This window comes from Kribbella sp. CA-293567, assembly GCF_027627575.1.
Taxonomy (GTDB): domain Bacteria; phylum Actinomycetota; class Actinomycetes; order Propionibacteriales; family Kribbellaceae; genus Kribbella.
This window is the reverse complement of record NZ_CP114065.1, coordinates 1,979,985-2,002,810: the sequence shown is the minus strand read 5'-3', so window position 1 is coordinate 2,002,810 and position 22,826 is coordinate 1,979,985. Positions and strand designations below refer to the sequence as shown.

Here is a 22,826-nt window from a genome sequence, read left to right as displayed (position 1 = left end):
ATGTTCAACCACCAGCCGCCCGGCTACGACTGCCCGCTGTGCAGGGTTCTGAGTGGCGGCGAAGACTCCTTCACGACGCAGTCCGACATCGTCCGCCGGACCGACCGTGCGATGGCGTTCGTGTCGTCCCGCTGGTGGCCGAACAATCCCGGCCACGTTCTCGTCGTCCCGGCCGATCATCACGAGAACCTGTACGACCTACCCGCGGCGGCCGGGCATGCCGTGCACGATCTCGTCCGTGAACTGGCGATCGCGATTCGATCGACCTACGACTGCTCGGGAATCTCGACTCGTCAGCACAACGAGCCCATGGGGTACCAGGACGTCTGGCACTACCACGTGCACGTCTTCCCGAGGTACGAAGGTGACGACCTCTACCTCGGTCGGCACAACAACACGCCGGCCACCCCGGCCGAGCGGGCGCCGTACGGTGAACGCCTCCGTGCCCACTTCGCGAGCTAGCCGAGCACTTTGCTGTAGAAGACTTCGGCGTACTTGTCTTCTTTGTGCGGTTCGCCTTCAAGGTAGCCGTGCTTGAGGTAGAGGGCGCGGGCTTCGGTGAGGTCGAGGCGGGTGTCGAGGCGGATGCGGGAGACGCCGAGGGCGCGGGCGGTGCGGTCGATGGCGGTCAGCAGCGCGGCGCCGCCACCAGTTCCGCGGAAGGCCGGCTTGACGTAGAGGCGGGCGAGCTCGGCGGTGCGGTTGGGTTGCAGGCGGAGGCCCGCGCAGGCGGCCGGCCGGCCGTCGTACTGGCCGACGAGGAAGACACCGGTCGGCGGTGCGAGGTCGTCGCTCGGCGCGCCGGCCAGGCCGGTCTCGATCTCCTCCGGCGTCCCCGGGCGGCCCAGATGCAGTTGGTAGTACCGATCGGCGACATCCACGTAGTACTCGCGGAGAAGCTCCTGAGACTCCACCGAGTGCACCCCGGCCACTTCCACAAACCACTCTTCGACTGCCACGCCCAGCAGTGTGTCACCCACCGCCGACAAGTCTCACCGGAATTACTCCTCGGGGTTCCAGCGGGAGTGGCGGAGGTTGACTTTGCCGTTGGTTACCCGGACGCCGTCGCCGCGGAGGAGTTCGAGTTGCTCGTCGCCTACCTCGTCGGCGGGGATGCCGCTGGCGCGGATGACTCGCCACCAGGGGACGCCGCCGCCGTACTCGCGCATGATGGCGCCGATCTGGCGGGGGCCGCCCTGGCCGACGTACGCCGCGATGTCGCCGTACGTCGCGACGCTGCCTGGCGGAATCGACTCGACCGCGACCAGCACGGCCTCCACGTACTCCTCCCGGTCCATCCCCCTACGCTATCCATCCCTGCCGACAGGCTTGCGCGGGCGAGGGGTGCCGGGGTCAGGCGAGGGCTTTGGCGAGGGATTCCAGGATCGAGGGCGGGGCGTCCAGGGGCAGGTTGAGGACCACCAGGTCCACCCCGGCTGCCTCGTACGCCGCTGCGCTGGTGAGCGCTTCGTCGATGGCCTGGGCGAGCGGCTGGTCGGGGTCGATGCGGACGTTGACCGAGCAGGTGATCTCGGTGACGTCGCGGTCGAAGGTCTCGCAGTGGGTGACCAGGATGTCCTTGAGGGGCTTCCACTCCTCGGGGCTCGGGACGATGACGTTCCAGTGCTGGGCCCAGCGGGCGACGGCGCGGAGGGTGCGCTTGGGGCCCTTGCCGCCGATCGTGATCGGGGGGTGCGGGGTCTGCACGGGCTTCGGTTCGCAGTACGCGTCGGTGAGTTTGACGTACTGGCCGTCGAAGTTGGCGACCTTCTGGGTGAGCAGCGCGATCAGTGCCTCGGTGCCTTCGTCGAAGCGGTCGAAGCGTTCCTTCAGCGGTGGCAGCTCGATGCCGTAGGCGTCGCACTCCAGCTGGTTCCAGCCGGCGCCGATGCCGAGCTCGAGGCGGCCGCCGGAGATGATGTCGGTGGTGGCCGCCATGTTGGCGAGGACGGCCGGGTGGCGGTAGATCATGCCGGTGACCTGGCAGCCGACCCGGATCCGCTTGGTCGCCTGGGCCAGGGCGGCCAGCGTCGTCCAGGCCTCCAGGTTCGGGCCGGCCATGTCGCCGCTCAGCGGGTAGAAGTGGTCCCAGTGCCAGGCCGACTCGAAGACCTCGAACTCGTCGGCCGCAATCCACACGTCCCGTAGCTGCTGCCAGCTCGTGTGTTCGGGCCTGGTCTTGATCGCGAACCGCATCCGCCGCCTCCTTGGTAAGGGTTTTCCACCGCAACCTACCCCAGGGCGGCGACCCTCAGTCCAAGCCGAGACGAGCCCGTACTTCGGGCCTGCGCAGCGGCGGCACGGTCTGCGGCGGCACGCGCCGCTCAGGCATCTCCTCCAGCAGCGCCTCGGTGATCTTGGCGACCTCGGCGGCGGCGCGCTCGATCGGGCCCCGGGTGGTCGCACTGAGCGAGCCGACGCCGGTCACCTTGCGCACGTACTGCAACGCCGCCGCGTAGATCTCTTCCGAGGTCGCCGCCGGCTCAAGTCCACGAAGAACGGTGATGTTTCTGCACATACGAAAACAGTACGACCCGGCGGGGACAAAGACTCGAGATCTACGAACCATTGACTTGCCTACGACCCTTAGGTTTTCCTCAAGGCATGAGCGCAGCCGGCACCGACCGCCGTAGCCTCCGCAGGCAGCAGACCATCGACGAGATCCTCGACGTGTCGGTCGCCCTGATGGAGACCGAGGGCGTCGCCGCGCTGAGCCTGTCCGCGGTGGCCAGGCAGTTGGGCATGCAACCACCGTCGCTCTACCAGTACTTCCCGTCCAAGCTGGCGATCTACGACGCCCTCTTCCAGCGCGGTGCCGAGCAGTTCCGGGACGCGCAGCGCACGGCGAGGATCGGCACGGCGCCGGAGGATCAGCTCGAGGTGGCGGTCACCGCGTTCAGTCGCTGGTGCATGGCGAACCAGGTGCTGAGCCAATTGCTCTTCTGGCGTACGGTGCCCGGCTTCGAACCCTCCCCCGAAGCTTTCAGGCCGGCGGTCGAGGCCATCGAGGACGTGACGTTCTGTATCCAGCAGGAGGTCGATGCCGGCCGGCTCCACCAGGACGCCACCAGCGACGAGGGCATCGCGTTGTTCACGGCGATCACCGCGGGGGTGATGTCGCAGCAGTTGGCGAACGAACCACAGGCGACCTTCGAAACCGGCCGCTTCACGCAGTTGATGCCGATCGTGATCGAGATGTTCTACCAGCGCTACAGGGGGACGAAGAGATGACCAGGACAGCGATATCCGCGCGGGAGATCGGCCGCGCCGACCGCGCTGCCGCCCGACGCCACCGCGACACCGAACTGACCGCCTGGCACGACCTGATGAGCAGCCTCGACGACGCGGAGTGGAAGCGCCCGACGGTCTGCGCCGGGTGGGACGTCGCCGACATCGTCGGCCACCTGTGCGGGCAGGCCGAGGAAGTGAGCAAGCCGTGGGCTTACCCGTTGCGCGATCGCCGGGCCCGTCGCGTCTATCCGGACGTCGGGCTGCTGGACGCGCACATGCTGATCCAGGCCGACGATCACCGCGGTACGCCGTACGCCGAACTGCGCACACGTTTCGACAAGGTCTGGTCGAAGGCGACCAGGACCATCAGCCGCAACCCCGCTCTGCTCCGCCGGCTACAGATCAAGGTGGAGGGCGTCCCCGGTTTCGAGCAGCTCGAACTCGGCTACATCCAGGACATCCTGCTGGCTCGCGACCTGTGGATGCACCGCGACGACGTCTGCCAGGCGCTCGGGCGCGACTTCGACGCCGGCCCGTACGCCGGTGAGGTCGTCGCGCAGGTGATGCTCGATCTCGTGGACGGCCCGTTCTGGCCCGGTACGCCGGTCGTGCTGATCCTCACCGGCCAGGGAGGCGGCAGTTACCGGCTCGGCCAAGGCGAGCCGATCGCCACCGTCAGCACCGACGCGGTCGGCTACCTGCGGACGGTGTCGGGACGCGATGACCAGCCCGTCGTGGTGGTCGTCGACGGCGACCCGCTCGGCGCCGAGGCCGTCGCCGGCTGCCGGATGCCCTTCTGAAGCACGAGAACGGTCTGCTGTCCGCTGGCTCGACGTCGACTCCGCCCTGCCGAGCGTCCGGCTGACCGGAACCGCCTTCGACGTCACGAAGGCGGCCACCGCCACGGTCACCTACGCCGGATCCGACAAAGCGGCCAAAGGCTGGGTCCGGGCGAGCAACCGCGCGTACTACCTCGGGACCGCGACCGCGACCGCGAAGGGTATCTCCGTCTCCCGCAGCGTGCAGGCGAAGCGGCTGTTCCTGATCGCGACCAAGTGCGTGACCTGTGGCGGTCTGAACGTCTACTACAACGGCAAGTACGTCGGTACCGTGAACCTCTACAAGGCCACGACCGAGTACCAGGCGAGCGTGCCGCTGCCGGTGCCGGCGACCTTCCTGACCGGGTCGGTCCTGCTGACCACCCGGGTGGCCGGACAGGTGCACCAGATCGACGGCCTCGCCGTCCGCCGTACCTGAGCGACCAGCGAAAAGCCCGGCCCTCGGACTCGAGAAGTCCGAGGGCGGGGCTTCGGCTACTGACTCAGTAGGCGGGCTGGGACGGATCGATCTGGTCGACCCACGCGACCACGCCGCCGCCGACGTGCACGGCGTCGGAGAAGCCGGCGCCCTTGACGATCGCGAGCACCTCGGCGGACCGGACGCCGGACTTGCAGTGGAAGACCAGCTGCTTGTCCTGCGGGAGCTTCTCCAGCGCGACCCCGGTCTGGAAGTCGGCCTTCGGGATCAGCACCGAGCCGGGGATTCGGTTGATCTCGTACTCGTTCGGCTCGCGGACGTCGATCAGCTCGAAGTCCTTCTCGCCGTTGTCCTTGAGCTTGATCCAGTCGTTCAGCGTCTTCACCGAGATGGTCGAGCCGACGGCCGCGTCGGCCGCCTCCTCGGTGATCGCGCCGCAGAACGCGTCGTAGTCGACCAGTTCGGTGACGGTCGGGTTCTCGCCGCAGATCGCGCAGTTCGGGTCCTTGCGGACCTTCAGCGAACGCCAGTTCAGGTCGAGCGCCTCGTAGATGTTCAGCCGGCCCAGCGACGGGTCGCCGATCCCGGTGAGCAGCTTGATCGCCTCGGTCACCTGGGCGGCACCGACCGACGCGCACAGCACGCCCAGGACGCCACCCTCGGCGCAGGACGGAACCATGCCGGGCGGCGGCGGCTCGGGGTACAGGCAGCGGTAGCACGGCCCGTGCTCGGCCCAGAAGACGCTGATCTGGCCGTCGAAGCGGAAGATCGAGCCCCAGACGTAGGGCTTGCCGAGCAGCACCGCGGCGTCGTTGACCAGGTACCGGGTGGCGAAGTTGTCGGTGCCGTCGACGATCAGGTCGTACTGCTCGAAGATCTCGAACACGTTGTCGTTGTCGAGGCGGACCTCGTGCAGCACGACGTTCGTGTTCGGGTTGGTCTCGAGGATCGACTCCTTGGCCGACTGGGCCTTGGACTTGCCGACGTCGGACTGGCCGTGGATGATCTGGCGCTGCAGGTTCGACTCGTCGACGGTGTCGAACTCGACGATGCCGAGCGTGCCGACCCCGGCCGCGGCCAGGTAGAGCAGCGCGGGGCTGCCCAGCCCACCGGCGCCGATCACCAGCACCTTGGCGTTCTTCAGCCGCTTCTGGCCGGCCATCCCGACCTCGGGAATGATCAGGTGCCGGGAATAGCGGCGGACCTCGTCGATGGTCAGCTCGTCGGCCGGTTCGACCAGCGGTGGCAGCTGTGGCACGTGGCACTCCTCGTCAGCGGGAAACTTCGCGGGACTTCGGGGTTCAACCATCCGTCCCTCCCCCATGTTCCCGCACCACCCCAGGGCAGGCCCGCCAGGTCCGCATCCCGGACCGGTCGTCTCAGAAACGAGAGGACGGCGCCCACCGATGGGAGGTGGCGGACGCCGTCCGGCTCAGCCCGGGGCCGCGGCCCCGGGGATCAGTCGTCGTCGGTGATCGTGCCGGTCAGACTGACCGGCAGCTCGAGATCGGTCCCCTCGCCCTCGGTCAGGTCGACGGTGAAGGTCTCGGTCGGCTCCTGCACCTTGTCGTCCACCAGATCGACCTCGAGCTCCCCGGTGGTCCGGCCCGCCTCGATCACGCTCCAGACCCCACGATCCGGCTCGCCGGTGGTGGAGCCGCTGTCGTCCGGCACGGTGAAGTCCTGCCGGACCACGGCGGTGCCGTCCTCGGCCTGGCCGCTCAGCCAGACGAACTTGTCGCTCGGCGCCGACAGCTTCAGCGGGAACTTCAGCGTCTTCGCGTTCTCGGCCGCGGTAGCGTGCCCGACGGTCAGCGTCGGCGTCGGGTCGTCGTCGATCACCTCGCCGTTGCCGAACGACTTGCCGAGCAGCGCGTCGTGCGGCGCCGACAGCACCAGGCTGAAAACCGAGTCGTAGCTGTCCCGGGTGTTCCCGGTGATCGGCACGGTGATCTTCTGCTTGGTCTGTCCGGGCCTGAAGACGAGCTGCTTGACCACCGAACCGACTGACGGGCTCTCGCTGGCCGTTTCGGCGTACACGGTGACCGGCCGCGGGCTCGGCCGCGACAGCGTCACCCAGAACTCGGCGTTCTGGACGCCCGAGTTGCCTTCCTGGAACTTGCCGACGTCGGTGGCCGACAGCCGGGGCAGCTTCGACGGCGCCGACTTGCCCAGCCCCGGGGTCGAGAACGCCAGGTCGCTGACGAACACCGAGCCGGCGGCAGCCTTGTCGGTGACCAGTTCGATCGCGCGGACGTCGCGCAGGTCGATCCCCTTCAGCGAGCTGGTCGGGATCCGTACCGTCCGCAGCAGGTTCTTCGGCAGGCCCATCTCCGGCGTACCAGGCATCCGCAGCAGCGCGTCGCTGACCGCCGACACCGGTACTGCGGCCGCCCGGCCCTTGCCGTCCACGACCCGAACCGTCAGGTCCGTCCTGGGCGCACCCGACGGGTCAGGAGTCGCCCGGAACGTCAGCACGGAGTACCGGCGGACGTCGCGCTGGAACGCATTCAAGTTGATCCGTACTGCGCCCTTGCCGGTCCACGTGAGCTTCGTGACCGCTGTGGTCGGCGTGTTCGGAGCCAGGTACGACTCGACCCAGTGCGGCGAATCAGAGCCGCCGCCCGGCGAGGTCAGACACGTCGCGGCAGGAGCAGCCGCCTTCGAGGCCTCGTCCACCCCGGCGCACACGGTGGCTTTCGCCTTGCCGGTGACCGCGCCGGCCGGCAGCGCCTGGTCTAGACGGCTGACATCCCGCCGCGATGCCGCGGGAGCCTGCGAGACGACCCGTACGACGGCCCGCCCGGCGGAGGCCGGATGCGCGTTCGACCCGTCGAGCAGCGGCAGCAGCTTCGTCTCGTTCCCGAGTTGCAGCCGGAAGAAGCCCGCCACGTACGCCGTACCGACGGCTTGCTGTTCCTTGGCCGTCAGCCGGCCCGCGTACTTCGCTCCGCACGGCGCGGCCTTCTCGTCGTCACTCCACCAGTCGTCGTTCGACGGTGCGGCCGACTGACCCGGGGTCCACTCGGTGTTGAAGAAGTTGTGGTTGGCGCCGAGCACCGTCACGGTCGAGCGGGCCGCGGCGTCGCCGGTCACGGAGTACCGGGTGTCGTCGTAGAACTTCTGGCCCTGCAGGTCGGACACGTCCCCGTCGCAGTACGGCAGGATGACGCTCATCGCGACACCGGGCACGGTGGCCCGGGCGAAGTCGGTCGGCGCCAGCGGCAGCACCGCGCGGATGCCGTACTGCCCGCCGCGATCGGCGTTCAGCACCGCGGCGCGGGCGACGCCCTCGCCACCGCGGGAGTGGCCCATCAAGCCGATGTTCTGCAGGTTCACCTTGCCGACGAACTTGCTGCCGAACGGCCCACCGCCGACGGTCGACCACTTCTTCCACAGCGCCAGGTGCTCCAGGATCAGCTCGGCCCGGGCCTGCGCGCCCTGGTCGTAGACCCCGCCGTCGAAGGCGTTGACGGCGTTCGCGCTGATCGAGACGACCTGGTACCCGTTGCTGGCGAGTGCCTTCGCGGCTCCGTCGTACCCCCGGTAGCTCGGGATCGGCTTCTCGCCCTTGGCGCACGGCCAGGGCGCGGTCGGCTCCGAGGTCGCATCGCCGTAGCAGACCGAGTGACGGCCGTGCAGGAAGACCACCAGCGGCCGCGGACCGAGTGCGCCCTTCGGTGCGTAGACCTTGCCGACGACCTCGGCCTGGTGGCCGAGACCGGGCAGGAAGACCGCCTGGTCGCCGAGGTCGTACTCCCCCGTGTCGACCGCATATTTGCCGGTGGCACCGGGATCGACCGCCAACGGCGGGCCCTGCGGCGCCTTCAGCCACTCCTTGTCGGTGGTCGCGCCACCGGCCAGGCTCTTGCCCTTCTTCCCCTTGCCGCGGCCCAGGTCTCCCGACCAGACCAGCTGGACGTCCTTTGCCTTCAGCAACGACGGGTCCGGCGTCACCAGCGAGACGTTGCGCCGGTCCGGCGACTGCTTCGCCACTCCGACCGGTTCGCCGTTCACCGCGATCAGCGGCAGCGCGTCGCGCATCGGCGCCGGCGCGTCCAGACGCAGCGTGACCCGGTAGCCGCCGGCCACCGGCTCCACCACCCAGTCATTGCCCTTGGCAACAGATGGCTCAGGCGGAGCGGCCTGGGCCTGACCTACCGGGGTCAGCAGCGCTCCACCGAGCAGCGCAAGCACCAGCCCCGCTCTTCCGAATACCCGCACAGCGGTCCTTTCGTCAGCAGACAGATCACCTGCCTGACTCCGGGTCCGGGCAAATGGTTGTCCTGGGCGACGAAATGCTCGCAGGATCATCCCGTGGGATGACATCGGCACGCCGATGCCCTCCCCAGGTCGGTACCGCGGGCCGCGGCGACCTGCTAGCCGATCAGCTGCCGGAAGGCGCGCTCGACTTCCTGCGGGTGCTCCATCTGCGCGACGTGCCCCGACTTCGGCAGGTAGAGCAGCCGGGCGTCGCGGAACGCCTGCTGCGCCTTCGTCCGGATCCGCGCGTCGACGAGCCGGTCGCGGCCGCCGTACACCAGCAGGACGGGACAGCGGACCTTGGCCGCGGCCGCCCACAGCGATCGCCGCGGTGGCGCGAACTGGGAGTAGAGGATGCTGCGAGCGCCCTCCAGGGTGGCCTCCGGTCCCCAGGTCTGGGTGTCGCGGGCGCGCAGTTCGGCCTCGTACGCCTCGAGCACCTCCGGCGGCAGCAGGCGAGGCTCACCGAAGATCACCGAGAGCGAGGCCTTGAACCGCCGCTCGAACGGGATCCGCCGGGTCCGCTCCAGCACGGCCTTGCCGAGTCGCGGCGTGGAGACAGCCGTGAACCACACCGCACTGGCCGACACCCGTCGATGCGGAAGCGCCGGCGAGACCAGCGTCAGCGAGGCCACGTCGTCCGGCCGCCGCGCCGCGAGAGCCACCGCGGCCGCGCCGCCCATCGAGTTGCCGAACAGGTGCACCGGCTCGTCGAACTCCTTGGTCATCAACTCGCTCAGCAACTCGGCGTGCTCGTGGATGCCCCCCATGCCCGCCAACGGCGGGGTCCGGCCGAAGCCGGGCAGGTCCGGCGCGATGCCGCGCACCGTGTCGTTCAGCAGGTGCCCGAGCGTCGTCCAGTTCAGGGAGGAGCCGCCCAGCCCGTGCACGAAGAGCGCCGGCGGGAGCGTCTTGTCCGCGTTCGGCACGTCCCTGACCAGCAGTTCGGCCCCCGAGACCGGCACCGTGCGGGCCGGCCATTCCTGCGTTCCGAGCGGCACCGCAGCGCCGGTTACTGCCCCGTAACTCTCCATTGGTGCATGGTAGGACGCATGGTGGCCGGACCGAAGCAGTTGACGACCGAGGTCGACGGACAGCTGATGAAGCTGACCAATCTCGGCAAGGTGCTGTACCCGCAGACGGGCTTCACCAAGGCCGAGGTGATCGACTACTACCTCCAGGTGGCGCCGCTGCTGCTGCCGCACCTGTCCGACCGTCCGCTGACCCGCAAACGGTGGCCGGACGGCACCGCGGCGGCGTACTTCTTCGAGAAGAACGCACCCCGCGGTACGCCGGACTGGGTCCGCACGGTGACGCTGCCCACCCCCGGCAGCTCCACCGGCCGGGACGAGGCGGACTTCGTGATCGCGGACGACGTCCAGACCATCGTCTGGCTGGCCAACCTGGCCGCGCTCGAGCTGCACGTCCCGCAGTGGCGGATCGAGCCGTCCGACCTGGGCCGCAACCCGATGGCGGACCTGATCGTGTTCGATCTCGACCCGGGCCCCGGAACGACCATCGTCGAGTGCTGCGACGTCGCACTGGCCCTGCGGGAGCTGCTCAACCACTTCGAGCTCGAAGGCTGGCCCAAGACCTCCGGCAACAAGGGCATGCACCTCTACGTGCCGATCGAGCCGGCCTCGTCCCGCGCCACCAGCGCCTTCGCCAAACAGCTCGCCGAGCAGCTCGCCGAGGCGCTGCCGGAGAACGTCACCGCGAACATGACCAAGGCGCTGCGGCCGGGCAAGGTGTTCATCGACTGGAGCCAGAACGCCAGCGCGAAGACCACCCTCGCGCCGTACTCGCTGCGCGGTGCCGAGGAGCCGAGGGTCTCGACGCCGATCGACTGGGACGAGGTGGCGGCCGCCACCGAACCGGCCGATCTGACCTTCCTGCCGGCCGACGTCCTGGCCCGGATCGACGAGTACGGCGACGTCCTGGCCGGTCTGTACGACGAACCGCGGCCACTGCCCTCGTAAGGATCACCGGGGACCGAAGCTACTGACGGGACACAACGCTGGGTAGGATTCGGTTCAACTATCCGGGGGTTCGCGCTCCCGGGCCGCACCACCGAAGGAGCCCGACGTGTCGACGACACCGGAGACCGCGCCCAAGCGCGGCAGCCGCCTGCCTCGGCTGGCCCGCCGCGCTCAACTGCTCGAGGCGGCCCAGGAAGTCTTCGTGGCGAACGGCTACCACGCCGCCGCGATGGACGACATCGCCGACCGGGCCGGCGTCTCGAAGCCCGTGCTCTACCAGCACTTCCCCGGCAAGCTCGAGCTGTACCTGGCCCTGCTGGACACCTCCTGCGAGGCGATCGTCGCCTCGGTCCGGGACGCGCTGCGCTCGACCGACGACAACAAGAACCGGGTCGGCGCGACCATCCACGCCTTCTACGAGTACGTCGCCAACGCCCAGGGCGCCTTCCGGCTGGTCTTCGAGTCCGACCTGACCAACGAGCCCGCGGTCCGCGAGCGGGTCGACCGGGTCACGCACGCCTGCGCCGAGGCCTGCTCCGAGGTGATCAGCGCCGACGCCGGCCTGAACAAGGAGCAGTCGATGGTGCTGGCGGTCAGCCTGGTCGGGATGGCCCAGGTCAGCGCGCGGTACTGGCTCGCCTCGGACAATCCCACCCTGGCCCAGGAGCAGGCCGCCGACCTGGTCGCGAGCCTGGCCTGGCGCGGCATCCGCGGCTTCCCGCGCACCGAAGGCTGACCCGGTCAGGTTCTGCTGTGGGCGGACGGGTGAGAACCTCACGGCCGCAGCGGATAGGCTCGAATCGGGTACCGGCGAGAGCCGCCGGTCGGAACGTGCCCGGGAGGGTTTCGTGGAGGTCAAGATCGGCGTACAGCACGCCAATCGCGAGTTGGTGCTCGAGAGCGAGCAGAGTCCCGAAGAGGTCGAGAAGGCCGTCGCGGACGCGCTCGGTGGCAAGTCCAATCTCCTGCAACTGACGGACGAGAAGGGCCGCAAGGTACTGGTCCCGGCCGACCGGCTGGCGTACGTGGAGATCGGCGAGGTCTCGATCCGCAAGGTCGGTTTCGGCGCGATCTGAGCGCCGGTCCGGTGACCGCCGGACCCTCGGCTCGGTATCGGTTCGGCCGGAGCACGTTTACGGTGAGCGGACAGCGGTAACCGGTTCCTCCTCGACGCAACAACGTCACATCGTGCGGACGTGGTCGTCACTAGGAGGAGCAGCGTCATGGAAATCATCGGAGTGATCGTTGCCGGCATCATCATCGGTCTGCTCGGCAAGTTCGTGGCCCCGGGGAACCGGGACAACATCCCGCTGTGGCTCACCGTGCTGTGCGGCATCGGCGGCGTACTGATCGGGTACTACCTGGCCGCCGCGCTGGGGGTCGACGCCACGAAGGGCATCGACTGGCTTCGCTGGATCATCAGCATCCTCGTCGCCGCCGTTCTGGTCGTGGTCGCGGCCACTGTCACCGGGAAGTCGAAGACCCGGTCGGTCTGACCGGCAGCTCGCGTTCGAACCGGCCGTCGCCTTCAGGTGACGGCCGGTTCGGCGTTCCCGACCGGCGCGCCACCACGGGGTGAACATCCGGTCACGGACGGCGAGTCGGTCCGCGCGGCCGGAGTACCGGGAGGACGATGAACTCGGGACCTGCGTGACCGGTGGCCCGATCACCGGTCGCCCCGCTGGTCACATCGTCTCCTTGGAGGAACCGTGGGTTACTGGGTCTGGATGATCATCGTCAGTCTGATCGCGGGAGTCGTCTTCGGGCCGCTCGCGCGACTCGTGCTTCCCGGCAAGCAGAACATCAGCCTCGGCTGGACCATCCTCGGCGGCGGGATCGGCGCCTTCATCGGTGGCCTGATCGCCCACTTCGCCGGCATCAAGGACACCCCCGGGCCGGACTGGATCCAGTACCTGATCCAGATCGCGTGCGCCGCGGCGGTGGTGGCGTTCATCTCGTCGCGGAACAGCGGTAGAGCAAGAGTCTGACGCAGCACCGGCACAGCGGCCGCCTCCCCGATCGGGGAGGCGGCCGCTCTGCGTGGCGGTCCTCAGGCCTGCAGGCCGAGCGCGGTCATCCGGGCGGTGTGCGCCTCGGTCAGCCGGGTGAACATCCGGCCGATGGCGGCCAGGTCGAGGCCCGGGCGGTCGACACTTCCGGCCAGCAGAGCCGCCAGCGGATCGCGGTCGGCGGCGATCCGCTGCGCCTGGCTGAGGGCTTCGCCCACCAGGCGGCGTCCCCACAGCGCCAGCCGGCCACCCAGCTTCGGGTCCTCCTCGATCGCGGCCCGGACCCGGTCGACCACGAACTCGGCCTGGCCGGAGTCGGCGAAGACCTCCAGCACGAGGGCGCGGGTCTCGGCGTCGACGTACGCCGCGACCTCACGGTAGAAGTCGTTCGCCAGCCCGTCCCCGACATAGGCCTTGACCAGCCCCTCCAGCCAGTCGGACGGAGCGGTGTGGTCGTGGAAGGCGTCCAGCGGCGTGACGAACGGCTGCATCGCCTCCATCGGGTCGACTCCGAGCGTGACGAGGCGGTCTCGCAGCTGCACGAAATGGCCGAACTCGGTGGTCGCCAGCTGGGCCAGCTGAGCCTTGTCGTTGAGTGTCGGGGCGAGCTTGGCGTCCTCGGCGATCCGCTCGAACGCGGTCAGTTCGCCGTACGCCAGAACGCCGAGCAGATCCACAGCAGCGGCCCGGTAGGCGGGATCATCAAAGGCCGTCATCTCGGTCATGCTGCGCACACTATCTGCCCGGCGGCGTACGGGGTGGAAATCGGGCGAAGCGGCCGGATCGGGTATTCCGGCTACACTGGACGGTGTTTCGCCGGTGACGCGCCCAGATGGGCAGCTGGTGCGAGCCGCTTGCACAGTGTCCCGCGCCGTGAAAAGTAGGGCAGACCACGCCCACCCGGCCACCTGATGCAACTGTCCGCACAAGCATGTGAGAGGCGATCAGCCTGACCACCTTCCGAGAGCTCGGGGTTCTGCCCGAGATCTGCGACGCACTCGACCGCGTCAACATCAAAGAGCCCTTCCCGATCCAGGAGATGACGCTCCCCGTCGCACTGCTGGGGACCGACCTGATCGGCCAGGCTCGTACCGGTACCGGGAAGACCCTCGGGTTCGGCATCCCGTTGCTGCAGCGCACCATCTCCCCCGGTGAGGCCGACTACGAGCAGCTGGCCGCGCCCGGCAAGCCGCAGGCCCTGGTCGTCACGCCGACCCGTGAGCTGACCATCCAGGTCGCCAAGGACCTGGTGACCGCGTCCACGGTGCGCTCGGTCCGGATCCTCACCATCTACGGCGGGGTCGCCTACGACCCGCAGCTGGACGCGCTGAAGTCCGGCGTCGACGTCGTCGTCGGTACGCCGGGCCGGCTGCTCGACCTGGCCAACCGCGGCGTGCTCGACCTGAGCCACATCAAGGTGCTGGTGCTGGACGAGGCCGACGAGATGCTGGACCTCGGCTTCCTGCCCGACGTCGAGCGGATCCTGCGCAAGACGCCGGAGCTGCGCCAGACGATGTTGTTCTCGGCAACGATGCCGTCGGCCGTGATCGGCCTGGCCCGCACCCACATGCGGCACCCGCTGAACATCCGGGCCGAGTCGGGCGACGACTCCCAGATGGTCCCGACCACCGCGCAGTTCGTCTACCGCGCGCACGATCTGGACAAGCCCGAGGTGGTGGCCCGGATCCTGCAGGCCGACGACCGCGGCCGGGTGATGATCTTCTGCCGGACCAAGCGCGAGGCGTCCCGGCTCACCGACGACCTGATCGACCGCGGCTTCTCGGCCGCCGCGATCCACGGTGACCTGAACCAGCAGGCCCGCGAGCGGGCGCTGACCCGCTTCCGCGGCGACAAGGTCGACGTCCTGATCTGTACCGACGTCGCGGCCCGGGGTATCGACGTCGAGGGCGTCACGCACGTCATCAACAACACCTGCCCCGAGGACGAGAAGGCCTACGTGCACCGGATCGGCCGGACCGGCCGCGCCGGTGCGAGCGGTATCGCGGTGACCTTCGTCGACTGGGCGGACCTGGTTCGCTGGAAGACGATCAACCAGGCGCTCGACCTGCCGTACAACGAGCCGCAGGAGATCTACTCGACGTCGCCCGAGCTCTACCACGACCTCGGCATCCCGACCGAGGCGAAGGGCCGGATCAAGCCGCCGCGCGAACCGGCCGAGCGCCAGGAGCGGGCCGAGCGTCCGGGCCGGGACAAGTCGGGACGCCGCGGCGAGCAGGACCGGAACCGGCCCGCCCGCAGTCACGACGAGCCGAGGACCGAGGGCGAAGGCGCGACCAGCACCGATCGTCCGGCCCGCAAGCGGCCGAACCGCAACCGTCGCCGGCTGCGTTCCGGTCAGCCGGTCGAGGGTGGCCAGGCGACCGAGCAGAAGTCCGGGGAGCACCGGCCGTCCGAGCAGAGGTCGGGCGATCACCGGTCCTCCGAGCAGAGGTCGGGCGGACGCAAGTCCGAGGGTGACGTCACCGCGAAGACCGCCGTACCGCCGAATGCCGATTCCTCCACGGAGGCCGGCGAGGCTCCGGCGGAGCGCAAGCCCCGCTCTCGCAACCGTCGCCGCCGTGGTGCCGACGCTGCTGCCGTGACGGCGGATGCTGCTGGTTCGCAGACGTCCGAGGTCGCCACGCAGCAGGTGTCCGAGGTCAGCGCGCAGCAGGTCTCCGAGTCCGGCACGTCGCAGGCCGAGGCCGGTTCGCAAGCCGGCTCCGGTACGCCGAACGCCGACGGCGAGCAGGCTCCGGCGAAGCGGACACGTAGCCGTCGTCGCGCGACCGAGGGCTCTGCCGACGCGAAGGCAGTCGCAGCAGAGACTCCGGTTGCCGAGAAGGCGAGCGTCGTCGCGGCAGAGGCTCTTGCTGCTGCCAAGGCCGAGACTGCGGCGAACGAGAGCAAGGCAGCTGCAGCGGTCGAGGCCGGCGAAACGCCGCCGAAGCGGACACGTAGCCGTCGTCGCGCGGTAGAAGGTGCGACCGAGGGTGCTACCGCGCCGGCGGTCGTCGCGGAGACCGCGGCCAAGACGGAGGCTCCCGTAGCCGCGCCGGCTGCTGACGCACCGGCTGTTCAGGCACCCGCGAAGAAGGCGCCGGCGAAGAAGGCCGCAGGCCGTGCGAAGAAGGCCGAGGCTCCGGCAGCGGAAGCCGTCACTGCGGCTCCGGTTGCGGACGCTGCGGCTGAGGCGCCGGTGAAGAAGGCGGCTCGCAAGCGGACTGCCAAGAAGGTTGCCGACCAACCGGCCGCCGACCTGGTCGCAGCGGCCGAAGTACCGGTTGCCAAGGCGCCTGCCGTCGAGGCGGATGCCGAGCGGCCGGTGGCCAAGAAGAAGGCGGCCGCCAAGAAGACCGCCGTCAAGAAGGCACCGGCCGAGAAGCCCGCTGCCGAGGCCAAGGGTGCCGAGGCTCCGAAGAAGAGCGCGGTCAAGAAGAGCACCACGAAGACGACGGCCAAGAAGGCCGTCAAGAAGGCAGCGGTGAAGAAGAGCGCGGCGGGTGTCGTCGTGCCGACCTTCACGTCGCCCGAGTAGCGATCGGTAACCGGCGAGTCACTGTCGGAGGCGAGACCGGTTCGTCCCCTCTCCGTGCCCGAACAGTGACCGCCGGACCGCAACGCCCGGCCTCCCCCGGCCCGTCCTCACCCTGACGGGGACCATCGTGGGAGGAAGGGTGTGGCGATGACGAGGATGCGTGTATCGGCCGCGGTGACAGGAGTGTTCCTGGCCGTGGCCGTTCTGCTGTCCGGTTGCAGTGCGGGCGGCGGCAACGACAGCGCGGCGGGCGACAGTGCCGCGGCGCCCGCGAAGGACAGCAACAACGCCGGGCAGGAGAGCAGCACCGGCGCGGGCGGCAAGGCGGCACCGGCAGCTCAGCCGTCGATCACCCGGGCGATCATCAAGACCGGCGCGCTCACCGTCGAGGTCGACGGTGAGGACGTCAGCGACCAACGGCAGAAGGCGATCGGTGTCGTCACCGGCCTGCGCGGTCAGGTCGCGTCCGAGGACACCTCCAGCAACGACGACGGCCGGATCACGCAGGCCAACCTGGTGCTCAAGGTGCCGACGGCGGCGTACGAGACCGCGATCGAGAGGCTCTCGGGCCTCGGCAAGCGCACCTCGATCAGCCAGGAGTCGAGTGACGTGACCGAGCAGGTGGTCGATGTCGGCAGCCGGATCTCGTCGCAGCGAGCCAGTCTGGACCGGATGCGCGCGTTGCTGGCGAAGGCCAACTCGATCGGCGAGATCGTCTCGGTGGAGAGCGAGCTGACCCGGCGCGAGGCCGACCTGGAAGCGCTGCTGGCCAAGCAGAAGAACCTTTCCCTGCAGACCGAACTGGCGACACTGCGCCTGACGCTGGTGGAGAAGGGCAAGACGGCCGAGGTCGCCGAAGCCGAGGACAAGGGCTTCCTGTCCGGACTGCGCGGCGGCTGGAACGCCTTCACCGCCACCTTCTCGGCGCTCGCGACCGCGGTCGGCGCGCTGCTGCCGTTCCTGATCGCGCTGGCCCTGATCGGCTACCCGCTCTGGCGCCTCCGCAGCCGCCTTCGCCGCAACGCGCAGCCGGCGGTCGCCACCGCTGGTGCTCCGGCCGGCGGCCCGCCGCTTCCGAAGCACCCCGACCAGCCCTGACTGCCCGGACCGCCATCACCGACCAACCTCGTCCGCGACGCCTCGCGCAGGCTCAGCGGACCCTCGCAGAGTCGCTGGCCGAGAGGTTGGTCAGTGGTGGCGGTCCGGGGCTCAGAGCAGCGACTTCGCCACGGCTCGGTAGGCCTTCGCGCCTGCCGAGCGCGGCGCGGTGGTCAGGATGGACTGCCCGATCGCGGGGGCCTCGGCGAAGCGGATGGACTTCGGTATCGCCGGGGTCAGGACGGTCAGCGCATACGTCCCGGCGATCGTCTCGAGCACGGCTCGCGCGTGAGTCGTGCGCCCGTCGTAAAGGGTGGGCAGCACACCGAGCACCTCGAGGCCCGGGTTGGTCAGTCGCTGGACGTCGTAGATGGTGTCCAGTAGTTGCCCGACGCCGCGATGCGCGAGAGTCTCGCACTGCAAGGGAATCAGCACGTCCGTCGCCGCCGACAACCCGTTCACGGTCAGCGGTCCGAGGGTGGGCGGGCAGTCGATCAGGATCCAGTCGTACGCCACCGCGACCGGGCGCAGCGCCGTACGGACCAGGTGTTCGGGACTGCTCTCGGCAGCAAGGCGCACCTCTGCCGTGGCCAGCTCGATGGTGGCCGGCAGCAGGTCGGGGCCTTCGTCGGTCGGCACGATCACGTCCCGCGCCTTCACTCCGCCGAGCAACACGTGGTGGACCGACTTGTCCAGGTCCTCTGGGTCGATGCCGACCGAGAACGTCAAGCAGGCCTGGGGGTCCAGATCGACCAGCAGAACGCGCTGCCCGAGCTCGGTCAGGGCAGCGCCGAGCGAAGCCACCGTGGTGGTCTTGGCCACCCCACCCTTCTGGTTGGCGACAGCAAGGGTCCGGGGCACCCGGCCATTGTGCCGCACCGCGGAACGCCGGACCGTACCCGATACCCCGCACCCGATACCTTGGACCCGTGAGTACGCCGCGCACGCTGACACTGCCCGACGGAGTCCACCCCGCGACGCTGGAGACCGATCGTGGCGACTTCGCCACCCTGCAGGCCAGGCCCGACATCGGTACGCCGCTGGGCACCGTGCTGCTGGTCCCCGGCTGGACCGGCAGCAAGGAGGATTTCACGCCGCTGGTCGACCACCTGGCGCGGTACGGATGGATCGCGGTCGCGGTGGACCAACGTGGCCAGTTCGAGACCCCCGGTCCGGACGACCCGGCGGCGTACTCGCTGGCGGAGTTGGGTGCCGACGTGGTGGCGATGAGCAAGGCGCTTGGTGGCTACAGCCAGCTGGTCGGGCACTCGTTCGGCGGGCTGGTCGCACGCGAGGCGGTGCTGACCGACCCGAGTGTGTTCTCGACCATCACGCTGCTGTGCTCGGGGCCCGGCGCGTTCAGCGACGAGATGAAGCTGAAAGGCCTGCAGATGCTCGCGTACGGGCTGGAGAATCTGCCGATCGAGCAGGTGTACGACATCAAGCTGGAGCACGACAGAGAGGCACTCCGGTACGTAGTACCGTCCGACGACGTCGCCGCCTTCCTGCGCAAGCGGTTCACCGGCAACACTCCGGCCGGGCTCGCTGCCGTCACCAGGCGACTGCTCGACTCCGAGGACCGGACTGAGAAGCTGGCCGCGACGGGGGTCCGCGCCCAGGTCGTGTACGGCGAGTCCGACGACGGCTGGCCGCCGGCGGTCCAGGACGACATGGCCGAGCGGCTGGGTGTGAAGGCGCAGGTCGTGCCGGACGCCGCCCACTCCCCCGCGATCGAGCAGCCGGCCGCGACCGCCCGGCTGCTGGTGGACTTCTTCCACCGGCAATAGGTGTGCCGAGCTGACATAACGACGCGCCGGGCAGAATGGGAGCGACTGCCCGGCGCGTCTTCAAATCGCCGGCCTGGTGCAACAGGCCTGGCGATGGTCAGCGCCAGGCTGCTCAGCCCGGTTGGAAACATACCCAGTGGTGAGGTCAGCGGACCGGTTTCACCGCGACGTCGAGGATCAGGTTCTGCAGGCCGAACGGGGTGAAGGCGGTCTTCGCCTTCTCGTCGAACACCAGCATCCCCACCTGGACCAGGCCGTCGTCGCCACTTCCGCCGACCAGCTGGATCGCCAGGTCCCGACGGTTCGGCAGCAGGTCGGAGATGGCGCCGGCGATCCGTTCGCTGTCGGCCTGGCTGAGTCTGCCCGCGAACACGCACAGGTTGCCTTGATAGACCTTCTCGAACGTCTTCCGGAAGGCCGCGGGATCACCCTGCGCGACCCCGATGGCGATCACCACCGGAGCGTTGCGGCTGTAACCGTTGGGGTAGGCCGAGCGCAGGCTGGCGATCACCGCGCGGTTGGCCTCGAGGAAGTTCCGCACCGGCTGCGACTGGATGTTGCTCGGTCGCGACGGCCAGCCCCCAGAAGGCGTGGGGCAACGAAGCGGTTCGGCCGGAGTCTGTACCTTGTGGGGCGCGGACTGCTCCTCGACCGTGAGCGTCCGGTCCTGCCAGCGACCGACCAGGTGGGCGAAGCCGGAGCGCACCCCCTTGGTGAGCTTCGGTTCGCTGAGCTTGCCGAGATCGACGCCGATCAGCTTGACCGAGATCTCCTCGGGGCAGTTGGGCGCGGGCTCCTTCCCGGGCGGGTATCCGATCGCGTGGCGGGCGACCGGCGGACAGAAGACCGGATCCTTACCCGGCGCGGCGATGACCTGGCCATCGACCACGACCTTGTCACCGTTGCGGACCAGTAACTCCTCGGCGCTGGGCTTCCCTGACGGAACACCGCCCTCCGCCGTTTGCAGGGTCGGGCTACTGACCGGCGGCGCGACGGCCGGCTCCTTGGTGTCGGGCAGCACGGTCAGGGCGGCGACGGCGATCGCGGCGACGCTGGCCGCCGCCAGAGTAGGGACCAGCCAGCGGCGTCTGCGGTGCCGATCGGTGCTGCCGGTGATGCGGTCGAGGTCCGGTTCGGGGGCCGACGGCTGGCCGGCCCGCCACTGGGCACCGGCCTTCGCCAGCAGGTCGTCGACCTTGTCGGTCGGGTTCATTCGCTGACCTCCAGCAAGGAGCGCAGGCGGGCCCGCGCGTCGGAAAGAGTTGACTTGACGGTGCCTTCGGAGCAATCCATCACGGCCGCGGTGTCGGCGATCGACAGGTCGGCGAAGTAGAAGCAGTCGACCGCCAGGCGCTGCCGGGGCGACAGTTCGGCGACCGCGTGGTCGACGTCGACGCGCGCCTCGACGTCCGGTCGGGCCACCGGCTGGTCGTGGTCGGCGAGCTCGGCGACCGGGCGCAACCGCCTGACCGCCTTCCGGGCCTGGTCCGCGGTGATCGCCAGCAACCAGGAGGAGGCGGCACCCCGCGTCCCGTCGTACTGGTGGCGCTTCTGCCAGGCGCGGGTAAGCGCCTCCTGGACGATGTCGTCGCGGTCTGCACCGACCGCGAGCCGCGCGGCCAATCTGGCCATCGCCGGCAGATGCGGGCGCACCCAGTCGACGAAGGCGCCGCTGTCGACTGGTGGACCACCAGGCTGATGCCGCGCCGGCATCGGGTCTTCCGTCATCGTCGGCATACCTTGTCTACCCCGGGAACACTGATCCGGTTGGGGCCCTCCGGCAAGTCAACGAGAGGGGTCACGCCAAGTCATGGTCTCGCGGCCCCAGGACCATCACGGTCCTGACACAGCCTCGCGGCTGCGGTAATCCGATTGACGCTGCGCGGCGGCCCGGCGTACTGTCCGGTTCCTTCCCTTGACAACGGCACGGCTTCCGCCTGCCGCCACAGTGGTGTCCGAACCCCCCGGCCGTTCCGGAACGGGGGCGGTTCTGCGTGCCGCTGCGCCCCTTCGAGACACCACACCAGTGTTCCGAAGGAGGTCCGATGGGCGTGTACTGGGCGATCGCGGCGCGGTCGTTCCGCCGGTTCTCGACGTACCGGATCGCCACCTTGTCCGGCATCTTCACCAACACGGTGTTCGGGTTCATCTTCTGCGGCGTCTACCTGACGCTGTGGAGCGCCCGGCCCGGCCTCGGCGGGTACGACGTGTCCGACGCGCTCACCTTCGTCTGGCTGCAGCAGGGACTGTTGCTGCCGGTCGGGATCTTCGGCGCGACCAGCACGAGCGAACTCGGCGAGCGGGTCCGGACCGGCGAGATCGCCGTCGACCTGTACCGGCCTGCTCACCTGATGCTGTGGTGGCTCTCGGTCGATGCCGGCCGGGCCGCGTTCCAGTTGCTGGTCCGTGGCGGGGCGCCGCTGCTGGTCGGGTCGCTGGTGTTCGACCTGACCTTCCCGTCGTCGGCGCGCCAGTGGGCGGCGGTGGCGCTCGCGATCGTCCTCGCGATCACGGTCAGCTTCGGCGTGCGGTACCTGGTCGCGCTGTCGGGGTTCTGGATCACCGACTCGCGCGGGATGGAGAACCTGGCGATGGCGTTGTCGCTGTTCTTCTCCGGCTCGACGCTGCCGCTGGTGCTCTTCCCGGGCTGGATCGGCGAGGTCGCGCGGGCCACCCCGTGGGCGGCGACGCTGCAGGTGCCGATCGACGTTTGGCTGGGGCGCAACCCCGGCGGGATCGGTTCGGCACTGGCGTTCCAGTGCGGCTGGGTGCTGGCACTGGTGCTGGCCGGGCAGCTGGCGACCTACTACGCGACGCGGAAGGTGGTGATCGCGGGTGGCTGAGTCGAGGTTGCGTACCGCGATGGGCTGGCCCGGCCAGTACTGGATGCTCGTGGCGATGTGGATGCGGTCGGGACTGGCCTATCCGTTGTCGTTCGCGCTGAGTCTGCTGACCGGCGTCCTGATCACCGGGACGGACTTCGTCGCGGTATTCCTGATGTTCAGCCACATCGAGTCGTTCGGCGGGTTCGGCCTGGGCGAGATGGCGATCCTCTACGGCACCGCCTCGATGACGCTCGGGCTGGCGAACCTGCTGACCGGGTCGCTCGACCGGGTCGGGCAGCACATCCGGACCGGCGAGCTCGACGTCTGGCTGATCCGGCCGGCGCCCGCCTTCCTGCAGGCCGTGGCGAACGACTTCGTCCTGCGGCGGATCGGCCGGCCGTTGCAGGCGGCGCTCGTGCTGGCCGTCGCCGTACCGCGGACCGAGCTCGACTGGACGGTTGCCAAGGGCATCGTTCTCGGCGTCTCGATGGTCAGCGGGACGATCATCTTCGGCGCGATCTTCGTGCTCGGCGCCGCGTTCCAGTTCGTCTCGATCGACTCGGCCGAGCTGGCCAACTCGTTCACCTACGGCGGGCAGCAGCTGACCCAGTACCCGCTGGTGGTCTTCGGCCAGGACGTGGTGCGCGCCGTCACCTTCGTCGTACCGCTGGCCTTCGTGAACTACTACCCGGTGCTCTACGTGCTGGGCAAACCCGCCCCGCTGGGGCTGCCGTCCTGGATCGGCCTGCTCGCCCCGGTGGTCGCCCTCGCGATGCTCGCGCTGGCGGCCCTGGCCTGGCGAGGCGGGCTCCGTCGCTATCGCAGTACAGGGAGTTAGC

At 69.4% G+C, this 22,826-nt stretch carries 25 protein-coding genes; 14 read left to right on the top strand and 11 right to left on the bottom strand.

The genetic code is table 11. From position 1 onward, the window contains the following. Positions 1-462: an HIT family protein gene (locus tag OX958_RS09720; RefSeq protein WP_270136925.1), complete on the top strand. Its 462-nt coding sequence runs from the start codon at positions 1-3 to the stop codon at positions 460-462. On the opposite strand, the gene OX958_RS09715 is transcribed toward OX958_RS09720, so the two are convergent. Genes OX958_RS09715 through OX958_RS09700 form a run of 4 tightly spaced genes read right to left on the bottom strand, consistent with a single transcriptional unit; the run spans position 459 to position 2,518 of the window. Continuing rightward, a complete protein-coding gene (locus OX958_RS09715) occupies positions 459-959 on the bottom strand; it encodes a GNAT family N-acetyltransferase (RefSeq protein ID WP_270136924.1) in 501 nt (166 codons plus the stop codon). The genes OX958_RS09720 and OX958_RS09715 overlap by 4 nt on opposite strands. A gap of 42 nt (positions 960-1,001) precedes the next feature. Then, positions 1,002-1,298: an MGMT family protein gene (locus tag OX958_RS09710; protein ID WP_270136923.1), complete on the bottom strand. Its 297-nt coding sequence runs from the start codon at positions 1,296-1,298 to the stop codon at positions 1,002-1,004. A 55-nt stretch (positions 1,299-1,353) separates the two neighbouring features. Beyond that, positions 1,354-2,196 carry a TIGR03560 family F420-dependent LLM class oxidoreductase gene (locus tag OX958_RS09705; protein ID WP_270136922.1) on the bottom strand — a complete coding sequence of 281 codons (843 nt, stop codon included), beginning with the start codon at positions 2,194-2,196 and terminating at the stop codon, positions 1,354-1,356. Positions 2,197-2,251: 55 nt separating this feature from the next. Beyond that, on the bottom strand, positions 2,252-2,518 hold the full coding sequence (locus OX958_RS09700; protein ID WP_020385754.1) for a DUF2277 domain-containing protein: 267 nt from the start codon (positions 2,516-2,518) through the stop codon (positions 2,252-2,254). An 86-nt stretch (positions 2,519-2,604) separates the two neighbouring features. Here OX958_RS09700 and OX958_RS09695 point away from each other — a divergent pair, with 86 nt between their 5' ends. Genes OX958_RS09695 through OX958_RS09685 form a run of 3 tightly spaced genes read left to right on the top strand, consistent with a single transcriptional unit; the run spans position 2,605 to position 4,488 of the window. Next, positions 2,605-3,231 carry a TetR/AcrR family transcriptional regulator gene (locus OX958_RS09695; RefSeq protein WP_270136921.1) on the top strand — a complete coding sequence of 209 codons (627 nt, stop codon included), beginning with the start codon at positions 2,605-2,607 and terminating at the stop codon, positions 3,229-3,231. Then, positions 3,228-4,031, top strand: coding sequence for a maleylpyruvate isomerase family mycothiol-dependent enzyme (locus OX958_RS09690; RefSeq protein WP_270136920.1), 804 nt, complete (start codon positions 3,228-3,230; stop codon positions 4,029-4,031). Before OX958_RS09695 ends, OX958_RS09690 begins: the two co-directional genes overlap by 4 nt. Then, a complete protein-coding gene (locus tag OX958_RS09685) occupies positions 3,952-4,488 on the top strand; it encodes a hypothetical protein (RefSeq protein WP_270136919.1) in 537 nt (178 codons plus the stop codon). Before OX958_RS09690 ends, OX958_RS09685 begins: the two co-directional genes overlap by 80 nt. A 64-nt stretch (positions 4,489-4,552) precedes the next feature. On the opposite strand, the gene moeZ is transcribed toward OX958_RS09685, so the two are convergent. The 3 genes from moeZ to OX958_RS09670 form a co-directional block, all read right to left on the bottom strand. Continuing rightward, on the bottom strand, positions 4,553-5,746 hold the full coding sequence (gene moeZ, locus OX958_RS09680; RefSeq protein WP_270136918.1) for an adenylyltransferase/sulfurtransferase MoeZ: 1,194 nt from the start codon (positions 5,744-5,746) through the stop codon (positions 4,553-4,555). A 200-nt stretch (positions 5,747-5,946) separates the two neighbouring features. Next, positions 5,947-8,685: a Calx-beta domain-containing protein gene (locus tag OX958_RS09675; protein WP_270136917.1), complete on the bottom strand. Its 2,739-nt coding sequence runs from the start codon at positions 8,683-8,685 to the stop codon at positions 5,947-5,949. 182 nt (positions 8,686-8,867) lie between these two features. Continuing rightward, complete coding sequence (locus OX958_RS09670; RefSeq protein ID WP_270136916.1) at positions 8,868-9,785, bottom strand: alpha/beta fold hydrolase; 918 nt, start codon at positions 9,783-9,785, stop codon at positions 8,868-8,870. An 18-nt stretch (positions 9,786-9,803) separates the two neighbouring features. Between OX958_RS09670 and ligD the strand changes: the two genes are divergently transcribed. The 5 genes from ligD to OX958_RS09645 all read left to right on the top strand — a co-directional run bounded on the left by ligD (position 9,804) and on the right by OX958_RS09645 (position 12,718). After that, positions 9,804-10,730 (top strand): non-homologous end-joining DNA ligase, encoded by a 927-nt coding sequence (ligD, locus tag OX958_RS09665; RefSeq protein WP_270136915.1) that lies wholly within the window; start codon positions 9,804-9,806, stop codon positions 10,728-10,730. A gap of 106 nt (positions 10,731-10,836) precedes the next feature. Further along, positions 10,837-11,466, top strand: a complete 630-nt coding sequence (locus OX958_RS09660) for a TetR/AcrR family transcriptional regulator (RefSeq protein ID WP_270136914.1) — start codon at positions 10,837-10,839, stop codon at positions 11,464-11,466. A gap of 112 nt (positions 11,467-11,578) precedes the next feature. Beyond that, positions 11,579-11,806, top strand: a complete 228-nt coding sequence (locus OX958_RS09655; RefSeq protein WP_270136913.1) for a DUF3107 domain-containing protein — start codon at positions 11,579-11,581, stop codon at positions 11,804-11,806. A gap of 147 nt (positions 11,807-11,953) precedes the next feature. After that, entirely contained in the window at positions 11,954-12,226 is a 273-nt protein-coding gene (locus OX958_RS09650) for a GlsB/YeaQ/YmgE family stress response membrane protein (protein ID WP_270136912.1), read from the top strand. A gap of 213 nt (positions 12,227-12,439) precedes the next feature. Continuing rightward, on the top strand, positions 12,440-12,718 hold the full coding sequence (locus OX958_RS09645; RefSeq protein WP_270136911.1) for a GlsB/YeaQ/YmgE family stress response membrane protein: 279 nt from the start codon (positions 12,440-12,442) through the stop codon (positions 12,716-12,718). 62 nt (positions 12,719-12,780) lie between these two features. Here the strand turns inward: OX958_RS09645 and OX958_RS09640 are convergent, their stop codons facing one another. Next, a complete protein-coding gene (locus tag OX958_RS09640) occupies positions 12,781-13,455 on the bottom strand; it encodes a ferritin-like fold-containing protein (RefSeq protein WP_270139021.1) in 675 nt (224 codons plus the stop codon). 323 nt (positions 13,456-13,778) lie between these two features. Here OX958_RS09640 and OX958_RS09635 point away from each other — a divergent pair, with 323 nt between their 5' ends. Beyond that, a complete protein-coding gene (locus tag OX958_RS09635) occupies positions 13,779-16,277 on the top strand; it encodes a DEAD/DEAH box helicase (protein WP_270136910.1) in 2,499 nt (832 codons plus the stop codon). 147 nt (positions 16,278-16,424) lie between these two features. Then, positions 16,425-17,375, top strand: a complete 951-nt coding sequence (locus tag OX958_RS09630) for a DUF4349 domain-containing protein (RefSeq protein ID WP_270136909.1) — start codon at positions 16,425-16,427, stop codon at positions 17,373-17,375. A 111-nt stretch (positions 17,376-17,486) separates the two neighbouring features. On the opposite strand, the gene OX958_RS09625 is transcribed toward OX958_RS09630, so the two are convergent. Next, on the bottom strand, positions 17,487-18,236 hold the full coding sequence (locus OX958_RS09625) for a ParA family protein (protein WP_270136908.1): 750 nt from the start codon (positions 18,234-18,236) through the stop codon (positions 17,487-17,489). A 68-nt stretch (positions 18,237-18,304) separates the two neighbouring features. Here OX958_RS09625 and OX958_RS09620 point away from each other — a divergent pair, with 68 nt between their 5' ends. Then, a complete protein-coding gene (locus tag OX958_RS09620) occupies positions 18,305-19,162 on the top strand; it encodes an alpha/beta fold hydrolase (protein ID WP_270136907.1) in 858 nt (285 codons plus the stop codon). 145 nt (positions 19,163-19,307) lie between these two features. On the opposite strand, the gene OX958_RS09615 is transcribed toward OX958_RS09620, so the two are convergent. Then, positions 19,308-20,375, bottom strand: coding sequence for a hypothetical protein (locus OX958_RS09615; protein ID WP_270136906.1), 1,068 nt, complete (start codon positions 20,373-20,375; stop codon positions 19,308-19,310). Beyond that, positions 20,372-20,890 (bottom strand): RNA polymerase sigma factor, encoded by a 519-nt coding sequence (locus OX958_RS09610; RefSeq protein WP_270136905.1) that lies wholly within the window; start codon positions 20,888-20,890, stop codon positions 20,372-20,374. The genes OX958_RS09615 and OX958_RS09610 overlap by 4 nt, the downstream gene beginning before the upstream one ends. 317 nt (positions 20,891-21,207) lie before the next feature. Between OX958_RS09610 and OX958_RS09605 the strand changes: the two genes are divergently transcribed. Together OX958_RS09605 and OX958_RS09600 are read left to right on the top strand one after the other, a co-directional pair. Continuing rightward, the gene (locus OX958_RS09605) at positions 21,208-22,005 is read left to right on the top strand and encodes an ABC transporter permease (RefSeq protein ID WP_270136904.1); all 798 of its coding nucleotides are present in this window, start codon (positions 21,208-21,210) and stop codon (positions 22,003-22,005) included. Further along, positions 21,998-22,825 carry an ABC transporter permease gene (locus OX958_RS09600; protein WP_270136903.1) on the top strand — a complete coding sequence of 276 codons (828 nt, stop codon included), beginning with the start codon at positions 21,998-22,000 and terminating at the stop codon, positions 22,823-22,825. Before OX958_RS09605 ends, OX958_RS09600 begins: the two co-directional genes overlap by 8 nt. The last annotated feature ends 1 nt before the right edge of the window (position 22,826 follow it).